This window comes from Thalassoglobus neptunius (genome assembly GCF_007859735.1).
Taxonomy (GTDB): Bacteria; Planctomycetota; Planctomycetia; order Planctomycetales; family Planctomycetaceae; genus Thalassoglobus; species Thalassoglobus neptunius.
Window position 1 is genome coordinate 1 of record NZ_SIHI01000010.1, and the last position, 12,516, is coordinate 12,516.

The following is a 12,516-nucleotide window of genomic DNA, read 5'->3' on the forward strand; positions in this document are numbered from 1 at the left end:
CCCACAACTCACCCTGAACTTCCGATTTCCGTCGCCCCAACGCCATCGTTTCCTCCTTGATCAACTCCAACTGCTGAAAGATAATTCATCTCCCCCATCAATGCGAGTTTTTCAACGGGCTGCTAGAACCTTCAACCAACCGCAACCGGCTCACGAACTTCAGTTTCAACAACCGTCCGTCGCTGTTGATGCCTTGTTCGTGACGTGCGTTTCCGCCACCAGATGACAACGCCGGTGACGTACAGGATTGCGGGGGTCAGCCCGAGGACAAACACGACCCACCGACCAAAAAGACCGAAGGCTTCCCCGTTGTGCAGTGGAAACTGCCAGGCGAAGAAGATGTCGGCGGCGGTTTCCTCTTCCGGATTCCGCACAGCGACAATTTCCCCACTGTAGCGGTCGAGGAACACTTGCGTCCGCCCGTACGAACGCTGAACTTCGTCCGACTGTCGAAAGGCAACTTCGTAGACGCCATCTTCCCGTCGAGGTGGATGAAGATGATCCAGCCTGGCATTCGGAAAACGCTGCGAAGCAATCTCGATCGCTTCATCGAGAGTGATTCCTTCTCCGTTTTCCGATGGGGCGGATTTCAATCTCCGGGGACCTTCCGTCGTTGCAGCGAACTTAGAAATGACATCCCGGAAAACGGTCGGAAACTCCATATAAACACCTGTGAACGTGATCACGAGGAGAAAGACTGCCGTGAACGCCCCAACCGATTTATGCAAGTCGTAGTTAAATCGGGGACCGCTTCGAATCGCGATTGCGGCTCGGATTCCACTCTTTAAGAGTGGCCACCACAAATAAATCCCGGAAAGCAGAGAGATCAGAATCAACAGGCCGAGCACACCAACGATGATCCCACCAACCGATCCACCCAACAACCGGAAGTGAAGTCGATAGATCCAGGTCATCAGATCTTCGCCCCAAACACGCTGGCCTGTCACCTCCGCCGTATAAGGATCAACATGCACAGCAGTGAAAGTGCGATGTTCTCGTGTTCCACCAGTGAACCAGACGGTCCAGACTCCATTCTCAACCCGTGGAACCGTCGCGGACGTCGCCTTCCGATCACCGGGATAAGCGGACTCGGCAGCATCAATGATGCTCTGAATCGGTTGCTTTTCCCCTTGCCCCTGTGTGAGAAGAATATCTGGGTTCAACCACTCATCGATGGCATGATCGAATACTAAAATGCTCCCGGTCAGCCCAAGGAGCACAAAGAAGAGGCCCACCGTCAGCCCTAGCCATCGATGGACTTTCAACCACAATCTACGGAACCGCAATCGGGAGCTTTCGGACCGAGGCGCAGATTCTGTTTGAGTTATTTCATTCACAGGATGCTATCTCGCTAAATCCGGTCCGGGAACTCTTTTTCGTCTCTTGCCTGCCTGCTCGCTGGTGCTGACTTTTGCATCGGTGATTTCAATGAGAGGAATCTCGTTGTCCTCCTCCGCGATCGTCACTGTCCACTGCGATTTCCGCGGATCTCGATAAGCACCGTTCAACCGATCCGCCAGCGTCGGAGAGTTCACATCCGGTGACCACTTGATTGTGACCGAATACTGACCGGGAGGAGCCCCGTCCCCCATTTCGTAAGTCGAAAGCGTGAAGGTTCCATCTTCTTCGACGAGCCCCCACGGGAGCGAATTGCGAACGTCTGTCGCTTCGCCTGTCGGGTGCAGTTCCACCAGCGCGCCCACAGGATTCTCTCCATTAATGGTGAGAGTTCCCCGTGCAGGGTAGGTATCGGCCTGCCAGTCGGCTTTCCCACATCCAACAACAAGTGTGAGAGTCACCGCCAAGAGAGAGACGGACGATCGTTTGTTTATGAAGTTCAATTGTTGCGGGAACATACCTTAGAATTCCCCGACAATTTCGTTGCCATTGATCGAAGTCAACGCGCTGAGCAAATTCATGTCGATGTTCTCGCTCAGAAAACGACCTGACCCATCTGCGAGGCAGATTTGAACTCCACCGACGTGGAACGAGAACGCAGCGCTGTAGAGGTTACTGACGTTGATGATTTCATTGCCCACGTAGTACCTGACACTCGGTGGGCCACCGCCTGAATCGGGTGTCACCCGAAAGTTGTACAGCCATCCCGAATTAAAGTAGCCCGTCCAACTTCGATACTCACCATCCCAGCCGTCAGGAGCTGTCGTGTTTTGCATCCCGACATAAAGCGAAGATCGACCGGCGGATTCGTAAATCATGATCGTGTTGGTCAGTCCGTCGGTCACATCGCGAAACCTTCGAAATGTGTTCTGATCAAACATCGACTTGCCGGGACTGTCGTCAGTCAGCCATCCGGTATCACTCCGAAGGCAGGTGTAGTCCGACGTCTGAAATCCACTGTTGGGTTCAGGAATTCCCGCTCCTGGAGTCGACGGACACTGGTAGGCAACCGGCATCAGCTGCGCGAGATCTTCGTTGTTCTCATGATCCCAGCGAACGTTGAAGTCGTAGAGATTTGCGGTATTTCCCGCGTCGAGGTAGGGAAGAATCGCCACATTGACATGGGCAGTGCGAAGTGGATCGGCCCACAAACCGTCCCAGTCCACCCAGCCCGGAGCCAGACTGTTGTACGTATCGTGGTAATTGTGCAAAGCCAATCCGATTTGCTTCATGTTGTTTTTGCACTGTGTCCTTCGAGCAGCCTCGCGAGCCTGCTGGACAGCCGGGAGCAACAATGCAATCAGAATGGCGATGATAGCGATCACCACCAGTAATTCGATGAGCGTAAAGCCCGGACGGCGCTTGGAAGAGTTGCGATAGATCATACGAATCGCCTTTTGGAGGACAGTGAACAGACTCGTCGAATGCACGGTTCAACGACCGCTCATTCGTTGCTTCGAGTCCACCTGACTCGCTTTGGCTGGCGATATCGCGCTGGCTAATCACTCGCAGGAAGCAGAATGCTACTGAGACTCAGTCTCAAATGAATATGGTTTAACAAACTCGAACAAGACAATGCAATCGCGCTGCTGAAGATTTTCGAAGTTCGGAAAAGAACGCTTTAAAACAGGAAATCTTGATATTTTCAGCCGAAAACAGTCCCGAAAAGAAAGGGGAGAGCTAATCAGAGAATGCTCTCGCCACCAGAAGCGAAAACGCCCGCGATGCCTGCACTTCCCAGACATTCGCATGACAGCGGACCAGCATCCGCAAAGAGGTGCCCAACAAAAGTGCCCCCACAAGGAATCGAACCTTGAACCTACTGATTAAGAGTCAGTAATTAGCGACGGAAAAGGAATCTCACAAGCAAAAGAGGCCATCGAAAAGACCAGCCCTCAGAGAATAGGGGTTTGGTCTTTTCTTTTTGGGTAACCAAATGAGCAACCAGAAAAAAGTCCTCCGGCCCTCTCTCGGCCCGGTTGAAAAGATTTCCGAAAACAATCACTGAGATTCAATGCTATTGGGTTGTTTCTCTCGAATTCCTCAGGCCCTTTTTAAGGCCCTCGTCTGAATTGTTGTAGCGTCAACAACTTTCAAAAGAGGAGAGAATAAAACATGAGTTGCTTTTCAAAAAACGGGGCCGAGAGAATTACAACCAGGGAAGCGATTGCGGGCCGGGGGGAACGGGCCCTGAAAGCTTCGGGCCTGAATGCTCGGAGTATGGCATCAAGTTGCGAGACGGTCTCCGGGTTCTCTGAAATCTGGCCAGCAATGCGGCGGGCCGGTTGGCCTGGGCTCAATCCTCAAATCAACAAAGAGAAAGCCTTTTGTTGTTGGGTTCTCGTTTCCCTCGGGGTTCCAGTCTCAACAATCGAGAAGGCTCTCGGGGTGAGAGATCATCAAATCACCAGCAACTCTCAGGCGATTCATGAGTGCGTTTCCTCGACTCTGGACCTCAACCGGGAACCAACGGAGGAGGAACTCCAAGGGGTTGAGGAGTGGCTCGAATCGGAGGGAATCCTCGATGATTGATTTCCTTGATTCTCTCAGGACTCTCCAGGCTCTTTTAGCCTTTCTTTCCGGCCTCTTTTTCGCGGCTCTTTTCTGGTCTCTTTTCGGGGAAGAATGATGTTCTTTGCTGGTCTAACAATCGGAGTCTTTCTCGGTTTGGTCTCTATTCTCTTTCCCTTCCTTTGGGTTGCATTCTCAGAGGTAAACAAGAAAGCCGATCAAGAGGCCTCTCGGCTCCTGAGAAGGTTCCTTCCTTTCTAAAAAATCATGGTGGCTCATGTTCGAATTTATTGCGGTTCCGGTTGTCGTTTTCGTCCTGACTCTCGTCCTCACGGTGTTCGGTGCAATGGTTCTTTTTGTCCTGGATGTTATCCGGCAAGCCGAGGAAATCGAACTTGAGCCGGATGAGTTCTGGCTCCGGTTCGGCTCGGAAATCGAGGAGGCCGGCTGGCATGAATGAGTTGACTGAATATCTCATTCTCTTTGCGGTCTGGATCGGTGTTCCGGTCCTCATGACTCAAATTCTCATTCTCCTGATTGTCGAGTATCTGGCAATCCATACATAAGGTTTTTCAATGAGTTGTTTCTTCCATCGCACAACATTCCGAGGCGGTCTGGCTGTCCGTCAACCTAAGGTTCCCCACTACATCGAGGGGATTGACGGAAAAATGGTTCTTCAAAACGCAGAAGTTTTCGACATGACTCCGAAACATGCTTTTCCCGATGAGTGGAACTCTTTTCTCCTTTCCAGTGGAGGGCTCCCTCGGGGGTTTCGATCGGGAGCAAAAACTCCTCCCTCCTCGGGCCGATGGGAGGCCTCAGAATGAGCTATCCCGTTCTCATCCTCGGAGAATCCGGGGCCGGCAAGAGTTCCTCTCTGAGGAATCTTGATCCGATTCAATGCCTCCTCCTCCAGGTTCTCCCGAAACCTCTCCCGTTTCCGTCTCAGGGTTGGGAGAAGTTTCAGAACTCATCCGGCTCAATTTTCCAGACGGATAATCCGGAGACGATTCAGAAGGGTATCGAGTCAGCGGCCCGGCTCGGGCGGGATATCGTCATTGTGGACGATTTTCAATACCTGATGGCCAATGAATTTATGCGGAGATCCTCAGAGAAGGGTTTCGATAAGTTCACGGAAATTGGCCGGAAAGCCTGGGATACGATCCAGACTGCAATCAATCTCCCTGAGCCGATCCGAGTTTATTTCCTCTGGCACGTTGAGACCTCTCAGGAGGGAAAGCTCAAGGCCAAGACTATTGGAAAGATGCTCGATGAGAAGGTGACGATTGAGGGGATGTTTTCAATCGTCCTCCGGTCTTTTATCGATCCTGAAAACCGGGCCTACCGTTTCGCGACTCAGAGCAACGGTTTTGATCCGGTCAAAACTCCCTGGGGGATGTTCCAGGAATCAACCATCGAAAACGATCTCTCCATTGTGGAGCGGTCAATCACGTCCTTTTACGGAATTCGAAATGATTGATCTCAGCAACGTTTCCAGCCTTCTACTTCTTCGGGAACTTCAAAGCCGATTCTCAGCCCTGGTTGTTGCGGGCCGGCTCGACATTGAAGGCAAGTCTCACGAGCCAGTTTTCCTTTACGGGGATCGGTTCGATTGTATGGCTCTCAGCTTCCTGGCTCTCCATCAAGCCTCTCAGGGAGATCCTGGGGACGGTGGAATTCTGAATGATCGACCTGAGCCAGATGTTCCGAGCCCGGAACTCTTGAAGGCTCGGGCCGATGTAGTCCGGGCTTTCGATGAGGCTCTGAGGCGACATACCAAGCCGGGGAACTAGGCCAGATCTCTTTTTCACGTTCACTTACTCACGTTTCAAAAAGGTTTCGAAGTATGCAAATCGATTATGATTCACTCCCCGAGGGCTCAATTGGTTTTGACCCGTTGCCAGTCGGGGATTATCCGTTTCTCATCTCGGGAGTTGAAGACAAAAACAACAATCAGGGCCGGCCCTACGGAGTCAAATTCGAATTCACAATTGAGGGGTCGAAATACGCCGGTCGAAAGCTCTTTGAGTTTCTCAACCTCGGTCACGACAACCCAGCGGCCCGAGATCTTGCAGGAAAAATACTCCGGGCGATTGTTCACGCGATCGGAAAGAGCCGGATTGCCAACACTCAGGAACTCATCGGAGGCCGGGGAGTGGTGAAGGTTGGACAGAAGCGAAACAAGGAGGGGGAACTCGAAAACGTAATCCGGGACTATTCTCCCTCAAAGAATCCCTACGCTAACGGCTCTGGTTTCACGGCTCCTCCTCAGGCCCCTCCTCAGCAGGCTCCTCCCCCTCAGCAACAGCCTCCTCAACAATATCAGGCTCCTCCGGCTCAGCAGTACCAGCAAGGGCCTCCAGAATCGAGCACGTTCTAGTTTCGATCTCTCCTGAGTTTTGTTCCTGAGGTTCATTGATGCAGTTGCGATACTATCAGGCCGATTGTGTAGCGGCCTCGTACGAATACGCTCAAACTCACTCCGGCAATTTCCTCAACGTGATTCCAACCGGAGGGGGAAAAACTCCGATCATTGGGACGATTGCCAAGGATGTTGTTGAGCGGTGGGGAGGCCGGGTTGCGATCATCTCGCACGTCAAGGAACTCTTGGAACAAGCCGAGGAGACAATCTCAAGGTTTCTCCCCTCCGAGCCGGTTGGAGTCTATTCAGCCGGCCTCGGGAGGAGGGAACTCGATAAGAGGGTGACAATCGCCGGAATCCAATCGATCTACCATCGAGCCCACGAACTCGGTCCGGTCAACCTGGTGATTGTCGATGAGGCCCATCTCATTCCGATTGAGGGTGAGGGGATGTATCGGCAATTCATCAAAGAGTCGCGGATTGTCCGGCCTCAAACTCGATTGATGGGCCTCACAGCGACACCCTACCGATCCGATAGCGGCCTGATCTACGGTCCAGGGATGATCTTTGAGGATGTTGCCTATGAGATCTCAGTTGCGGAACTCATCTCTCAGGGGTTCCTCTCTCCCCTCCGGAGCAAGAGGGGCCTTGATCTCGATTTTTCAAGCCTTCATCTCCAGGGTGGGGAGTTTATCACAGCCGAGGTTGAGGAACTCTGGAAATCGAAGACCGGGCAAGCGGTTTCTGAGATTGTCAGGCTCACACAGGATCGGAACTCAGTTCTCATCTTCTCAGCCTCGGTTCCGAATGGAGTGGACGTTTGTAATCTCCTTTACGCAATGGGCCAAGATTGTGAATTGATCACAGGTGATTCAACAGATGAAGAAAGGGCCGATGCAATCCGGAGATTTAAGGCCGGCTCTCTGAAATACCTGGTGAATTACGGAGTTCTGACAACGGGCTTTGATGCTTGCAATGTCGATTGTCTGGCCATCCTGAGAGTAACGAATTCTCTCTCTCTATTCGTTCAAATCATGGGCCGAGGCCTCCGGCTCTTTCCAGGCAAAAAAGATTGTCTTGTTCTCGATTTCGGAGGCAATATCGAGCGACACGGCCCGATTGATGCAATTGAGCCTCCAGGATCTCGCAAGAGTGAGAAGAAAGAGGCCGGAGAGGCTCCGGGGAAGACTTGCCCGAATTGCAAGGAGGTTGTTGCGGCCTCTCGGGTGGAATGCCCTGAATGCGGGTATATCTGGCCTCCGAGCGGGCCGAAGCATGAGGAGACAAGCTCCGAGGCGGCTCCAGTGGCCTCGATTGCCGAGCCGGAGATTTGGGAGGAGGAAGTCATTGACGTTGTCTATTCGGCTCACCTGAAGAAAGGAGCCGGAGGAGATCATCCAAAAACCCTGAGAGTTGAATACATGTGGGGGCCTGGAAACTGGGATTCCTACTCTGATTGGATTTGTGTTGAACACTCCGGGTGGGCCGGAGGCAAAGCTCAAGACTGGTGGAAACAAAGAACTGATCATCCTTTCGTGAATGATGCCGAGGCAGCGGCCAAGGTAGGAAACCGGAACGGGTTGGCGGCTCCTTACTCAATCACGGTTTGCAAGCAATCGGGCAAAAAGTATCCGGAAATCATTGGATACGATCTCGGGCCTAAGGTTGTCGGGCTCTCTGAAGGGTTTCCCGATATTCAACAACAACCAGAGACTCAGGAGCCGGTTGGAGTGAATGCTCAGCCGGATTTGTTCTCCTGGGGAATCGATGAGGAGGATGTTCCGTTTTGAGCAGTCATGAACGCAAAGTTGAAGGATACAAAATCCGGAGACGGATTCTCACTCAGGCAATGGGAGGCAAATGCTCTCAATGCGAATCAACCGAGGAACTTGAATTCCATCATCTCTATCAACGGGAATGGGTGGCGTCAAAAACGTCTCGGTGGTCTCGGCAACGCCAATATGAGGAGGAGTTTGACAACGGCCTCCTGACTCTTTTATGTGCCGATTGCAACAAGCGAGCCGGGAAGCCGAGTTCTCCGGCTCCACAGGGAGAGGAGGTGCCGTTTTGATAGATGCCGATTGGTCGAGTGAATGCGGGACCATCCAACTCTGGAACCGCGATTGCCGGGAACTCCCTGAGCTATTGAGCCTGGCCGATGCAGTGGTCTCCGATCCTCCTTATGGGATGAACTGGAATACAGACGGTAGCCGTTACACGAGAGGAGGAAACAAGAAAGAGGGTAGAGTTTGGAGTAAGATTGAGGGAGACTCTGAGCCATTCAACCCAGAGCCCTGGCTCGAGTGTGAAAAGGTCATTCTCTGGGGTTCGAATCATTTTTCTCAGCGACTCCCGGTCGGAACGACTCTTGTCTGGATCAAGAAAACAGATTCTCAATTTGGATGCTTCCTGTCAGATGCGGAACTCGCATGGATGTCGGAGGGACATGGGGTTTATTGCTTTCGCGACACTTCGATGCATCACCCGAATGTTAAAGATCGAGTTCACCCAACTCAAAAGCCAATCGGCCTGATGAGGTGGTGTCTCGAGAAGCTCAAACTCCAGCCGGGGATGACGGTTTTCGACCCCTATTCCGGCTCCGGGACAACAGCAATCGCGGCTCATTCACTCGGGATCAATTTTGTAGGTTGCGAGATCTCTCCTGAGTTTTTCAAAGCCTCGGTGAAACGGATCTCCAAGAGAATTGGAGAGCGGGTTGAAGTTCAGGGGGGCCTCTATCAGGGTTCTCTGTTTGGAGGAAACAATTGACACAAGCTCTCTCAGTTTTATTCCTTCAGTCGGTTTATATCCTCCTCTTGGGAGTTCAGAGCCGGAACGTTAGAGATTCCCAGGTTCTCGGAGCAATGGGAACCTCGATTCTCCTCGGGTTGTGCGGAATCTACCTCACTCCGGCAATCGTCCAGGCCTCGGCCTCTGGAGAGCCTCTCACCCTGGTTGCTTTCGTAGTTGCCGGCCCGGTTGGAATTGCCGTAGCAATTACGGCTCACGATCATCTCTCAAACAGGAGAAAGAATTGACTCAGCAAGCGGAAACAGCCCGAGCCCTTCTGAGGGCCGGGATCTCGGTGATTCCGATTGGCAAAAATAAGGTTCCCGCGATTCCCTGGAAAGAGTTCTGCAACCGGCTCCCAACCGAGGAGGAGGTTTCCTCATGGTTCTCGACTCCTCAGGGAATTGGCCGGGTTTGTGGAGCAATCTCGGGAAACCTGGAAGTCATTGACTTTGACGTTGATTCTGAGGCTCTCGATTGCCCGAGTTCTTCAGAACTCCTCACACGGTGGGGCGAGATCATCGAGGGCCGGCAACCGGGGCTCCTGGATCGGCTCACAACGATTCAGACTCCTCGGCCCGGTTTCCATGTGACCTATCGATGTTTCGAAAACGTCGGTGGAAATCAAAAACTAGCAACGTTTTCGAAACGGGGGGGCGGTTGGAAAACAGTGATTGAGACCAGGGGAGAGGGCGGCTACGCTCTTTGCCCTGGCTCTCCGGCTCATTGCCATCCACTCGGGGGAGATCTTTATAGGCAAGCCTTCGGGCCTCCGTTGACGGAACTCCAGGTGATTACGGCCAAGGAGAGAGAAAACCTCCTTCAGGCAGCTCGGTCATTTTGCCGGAAGCCTCCAGAGCCGGAGGTTCAGGAACGGGTTTCCAGAACGGCTCCGGGAACCTCTCCGGGTGAGATCTTCGCGGCTCGGGCAACCTGGGCCGAGATCCTTGAGCCTCACGGCCTGAGCCTGGTCTCAACCGATGGCTCTGGAGTCAGCTATTGGAGGAGAGCCGGCTCATCGAACAAGTGGAGTGCTTCAACAGGATTCGGAGATTCAGGCCTGTTCTATGCCTTCTCCCCAAATTGCGGAGTTGAGCCGAATCGAGGCTATAACAAGTTCTCGATGTTCACTCACTTGAACCATTCGGGCGATTTCGAGGCAGCGGCCCGAGATCTTGCCGAGAAGGGATTTCGAGAGGAACTCCCCTCAATTGATATTTCCTCAATCGTCCAGAGATTCGAGGAGCGAAAAACCCGAATTCAAGAGCCTGAGGCCGAGTTTCCTCAGGAGTTGTTTTCGTGCCCTGGAATCATTAGAGGCCTGATTGATTACAACCTCTCAACGGCCTTTGTCCCTCAGCCGGTTCTAGCTCTCTCCGGAGCAATTGCATTCATGGGAGCCCTGATCGGTCGAAAGGTGACAGACTGGCAGGGGAGCCGGGCGAATGTTTATATCATCAATCTTGCCGGCTCAGGCCGAGGCAAGGAGCATGCGAGAAAGGTAAACAAATTCGCGGCCTCTGAGGCTCTTGCCGAGGATCTCATCGGAGAGGAAATGTTTGCCTCGGGAGCCGGGCTCCTGAGAACGGTTTCCGAGAATCCCTCTCAGTTGTTCCAACTCGATGAAGTGGGCCGGATGCTCCGGGAACTCAACAACCCTCGGGCCGGTTCGCATCAATCGGAGATCGTCTCCAACCTGATGAAACTTTTCACCTCCTCGGGCTCGATGTTCATGGGCTCAGCCTATGCCGAAAAGAGCAATAAGGCTCCTCTCGTCATTGATTCCCCGAATTGCAACGTTCTCGGAACAACGGTTCCCGATTCATTCTTTCAGGCTCTCTCAGTCGAGGGCCTGACTGATGGATTTCTGAGCCGGCTCATGGTGTTCGTCGGCTCCGAGGAGGCTCAGCCTCAGAGAGTAGACTCCTCGACCGTTCTCGATCCCCAGGTTGTGGCAATGGTCAAATCCTGGCACCAGTGGAGCCCTGACCAGGCCGGAGGAGTTTGGGCTAATGCAAAAGAGATTCCGTCAACTCCAGAGGCTCGGGCCTTAATGTGGGACTTCACCCTACAGGCTCACAATTCCGGCTCGAATGAGGTTGAGCGGGCTCTCTGGAGCCGGGCCTCCGAGAAGGCTCATAAGCTGGCTCTCATTCATGCATGCTCAGAGAGCCCGATAACTCCTGAGATCGGCTCTGATGCTGCGGAATGGGCAATACGGCTCTCATCCTATCTCACGTCCTGGATCGTCAGAGCGGCAAGCGAGAAGGTTTTTGAGACGGTCTCAGAGCGGGACAGTAAACGGGTTGAGGAGATCCTCAAAAGTAAGGCCCTGATCACGTCCACGGAGTTCTATCGAAAAACTCGATGGCTCCAGACTCGCGAACGAAAAGCAATCCTCTCGGAACTCATCGAGAGGGATCTAGTTCAGGCCGGCTCCGAAGGTTCCGGAGGCCGGCCTCGGGTTGTTTATTCTTGGATTGGAGATTGATGAAGATGAATAGTGTTGGGCGGATTGCCGAGTCTCTTGAAGAGTTTCAATCATTGAGATTCACCGAAAGAGACGGCTACTTGAAAATAATTATGCAGAGTTTCGGAGCCCTTCCAACCTCGGAGGTTAGAAGGCTCAGGGACCAGTTGAATGAAGCAATTATCCAAGTTACCGAAGGTTGGTACAACGAGTACCGACTCAAGATGATTGACGCTATGTCAAATGACCGTTTTTGCCATCCTAAAGACTAGTGGAGAGAAATGGAAACTGGATTTCCGAGAGAGGATGATCGAGGCCCTCTGTCAGGATTACTAGGGTTTGGCGTTTTGGTTCAGTGGAGAACGTTGAAAGTGAGTAACTGTAAAAAAGAACTTCCAGCCCGAGTTTATGACGTCATCTCCCTGGCTGATGAGTCCGGAGAAATGGTCAAACCCTGGGCCGAGGCCGGATATTTTTGTGCGTGTATCGACATTCAACACTCAATCAGAAGGGTGAGAAGAGAAGGGAACATAGATTACGTCTGGGGGGATCTCCGGTCCTGGTCTCCGATCAGACCTCCGAAAATCCTTTTTGCGTTCACTCCCTGTACTCATTTGGCGGTTTCCGGAGCCCGAGATTTCAACCAGAAATCTTGGCCGATGCTCCGGGATGGTATGGACCTTTTCTATCAGGCGATTTTCGCGGCTCAATGGGCCGGTGTTCCTTACATGCTGGAGAATCCGGTTGGTCGCATCTCGGGCCTCTATGCTCCGGCTGAGTTCTACTTTCATCCTTCAGGTTTTGCCGGCCTCTTGGAAGATCCTTCCGAGGAGGCCTACACGAAAAAAAACTTGCCTCTGGCACGGGAACGGGTTTGTTCCTCCAGAGTTGAAACCAGTTGAGCCGATACTCGGCTCGAAAATGCACAAGTTGAGCCCGTCAGCGAATCGAGCAACCCTCGGGAGTAAGACTCCGAGAGGGTTTG

At 52.7% G+C, this 12,516-nt stretch carries 13 protein-coding genes and 1 tRNA gene; 10 read left to right on the top strand and 4 right to left on the bottom strand.

Annotated elements, in window-relative coordinates:
• Positions 1-131: 131 nt before the first annotated feature.
• The 4 genes from KOR42_RS15495 to KOR42_RS26700 all read right to left on the bottom strand — a co-directional run bounded on the left by KOR42_RS15495 (position 132) and on the right by KOR42_RS26700 (position 3,307).
• Positions 132-1,265 (bottom strand): PepSY-associated TM helix domain-containing protein, encoded by a 1,134-nt coding sequence (locus tag KOR42_RS15495; protein WP_231740946.1) that lies wholly within the window; start codon positions 1,263-1,265, stop codon positions 132-134.
• A gap of 78 nt (positions 1,266-1,343) precedes the next feature.
• On the bottom strand, positions 1,344-1,856 hold the full coding sequence (locus KOR42_RS15500) for a hypothetical protein (RefSeq protein WP_146510755.1): 513 nt from the start codon (positions 1,854-1,856) through the stop codon (positions 1,344-1,346).
• 3 nt (positions 1,857-1,859) lie between these two features.
• Complete coding sequence (locus tag KOR42_RS15505; RefSeq protein ID WP_197441229.1) at positions 1,860-2,783, bottom strand: DUF1559 domain-containing protein; 924 nt, start codon at positions 2,781-2,783, stop codon at positions 1,860-1,862.
• A gap of 406 nt (positions 2,784-3,189) precedes the next feature.
• Positions 3,190-3,307 (bottom strand) — tRNA-OTHER (locus KOR42_RS26700).
• Positions 3,308-3,513: 206 nt separating this feature from the next.
• Here KOR42_RS26700 and KOR42_RS15510 point away from each other — a divergent pair.
• The 10 genes from KOR42_RS15510 to KOR42_RS15555 all read left to right on the top strand — a co-directional run bounded on the left by KOR42_RS15510 (position 3,514) and on the right by KOR42_RS15555 (position 12,433).
• Positions 3,514-3,930 (top strand): hypothetical protein, encoded by a 417-nt coding sequence (locus tag KOR42_RS15510; protein WP_146510757.1) that lies wholly within the window; start codon positions 3,514-3,516, stop codon positions 3,928-3,930.
• Between the two features lie 256 nt (positions 3,931-4,186).
• Positions 4,187-4,369 carry a hypothetical protein gene (locus KOR42_RS15515; protein ID WP_146510758.1) on the top strand — a complete coding sequence of 61 codons (183 nt, stop codon included), beginning with the start codon at positions 4,187-4,189 and terminating at the stop codon, positions 4,367-4,369.
• 115 nt (positions 4,370-4,484) lie between these two features.
• Positions 4,485-4,736, top strand: a complete 252-nt coding sequence (locus tag KOR42_RS15520; protein WP_146510759.1) for a hypothetical protein — start codon at positions 4,485-4,487, stop codon at positions 4,734-4,736.
• Positions 4,733-5,389 carry a DEAD/DEAH box helicase family protein gene (locus KOR42_RS15525; protein WP_146510760.1) on the top strand — a complete coding sequence of 219 codons (657 nt, stop codon included), beginning with the start codon at positions 4,733-4,735 and terminating at the stop codon, positions 5,387-5,389. The genes KOR42_RS15520 and KOR42_RS15525 overlap by 4 nt, the downstream gene beginning before the upstream one ends.
• Positions 5,382-5,702 (top strand): hypothetical protein, encoded by a 321-nt coding sequence (locus KOR42_RS15530; protein WP_146510761.1) that lies wholly within the window; start codon positions 5,382-5,384, stop codon positions 5,700-5,702. Before KOR42_RS15525 ends, KOR42_RS15530 begins: the two co-directional genes overlap by 8 nt.
• A gap of 53 nt (positions 5,703-5,755) precedes the next feature.
• On the top strand, positions 5,756-6,289 hold the full coding sequence (locus tag KOR42_RS15535; RefSeq protein ID WP_146510762.1) for a DUF669 domain-containing protein: 534 nt from the start codon (positions 5,756-5,758) through the stop codon (positions 6,287-6,289).
• Positions 6,290-6,327: 38 nt separating this feature from the next.
• Complete coding sequence (locus KOR42_RS15540; RefSeq protein ID WP_146510763.1) at positions 6,328-8,061, top strand: DEAD/DEAH box helicase; 1,734 nt, start codon at positions 6,328-6,330, stop codon at positions 8,059-8,061.
• Between the two features lie 277 nt (positions 8,062-8,338).
• Positions 8,339-9,040 (top strand): DNA methyltransferase, encoded by a 702-nt coding sequence (locus KOR42_RS15545; protein ID WP_197441230.1) that lies wholly within the window; start codon positions 8,339-8,341, stop codon positions 9,038-9,040.
• Positions 9,041-9,305: 265 nt separating this feature from the next.
• Positions 9,306-11,552: a bifunctional DNA primase/polymerase gene (locus KOR42_RS15550; RefSeq protein ID WP_197441231.1), complete on the top strand. Its 2,247-nt coding sequence runs from the start codon at positions 9,306-9,308 to the stop codon at positions 11,550-11,552.
• 350 nt (positions 11,553-11,902) lie between these two features.
• Complete coding sequence (locus KOR42_RS15555; RefSeq protein ID WP_146510766.1) at positions 11,903-12,433, top strand: hypothetical protein; 531 nt, start codon at positions 11,903-11,905, stop codon at positions 12,431-12,433.
• Positions 12,434-12,516: the final 83 nt, after the last annotated feature.

What these genes read in the sequence shown, in the direction of transcription:
- KOR42_RS15500 (WP_146510755.1), bottom strand. Translation starts at nt 1,856, where the DNA reads ATGTTCCCGCAACAATTGAACTTCATAAACAAACGATCGTCCGTCTCT.
- KOR42_RS15515 (WP_146510758.1), top strand. Translation starts at nt 4,187, where the DNA reads ATGTTCGAATTTATTGCGGTTCCGGTTGTCGTTTTCGTCCTGACTCTC.
- KOR42_RS15520 (WP_146510759.1), top strand. Translation starts at nt 4,485, where the DNA reads ATGAGTTGTTTCTTCCATCGCACAACATTCCGAGGCGGTCTGGCTGTC.
- KOR42_RS15505 (WP_197441229.1), bottom strand. Translation starts at nt 2,783, where the DNA reads ATGATCTATCGCAACTCTTCCAAGCGCCGTCCGGGCTTTACGCTCATC.
- KOR42_RS15530 (WP_146510761.1), top strand. Translation starts at nt 5,382, where the DNA reads ATGATTGATCTCAGCAACGTTTCCAGCCTTCTACTTCTTCGGGAACTT.
- KOR42_RS15540 (WP_146510763.1), top strand. Translation starts at nt 6,328, where the DNA reads ATGCAGTTGCGATACTATCAGGCCGATTGTGTAGCGGCCTCGTACGAA.
- KOR42_RS15535 (WP_146510762.1), top strand. Translation starts at nt 5,756, where the DNA reads ATGCAAATCGATTATGATTCACTCCCCGAGGGCTCAATTGGTTTTGAC.
- KOR42_RS15525 (WP_146510760.1), top strand. Translation starts at nt 4,733, where the DNA reads ATGAGCTATCCCGTTCTCATCCTCGGAGAATCCGGGGCCGGCAAGAGT.
- KOR42_RS15510 (WP_146510757.1), top strand. Translation starts at nt 3,514, where the DNA reads ATGAGTTGCTTTTCAAAAAACGGGGCCGAGAGAATTACAACCAGGGAA.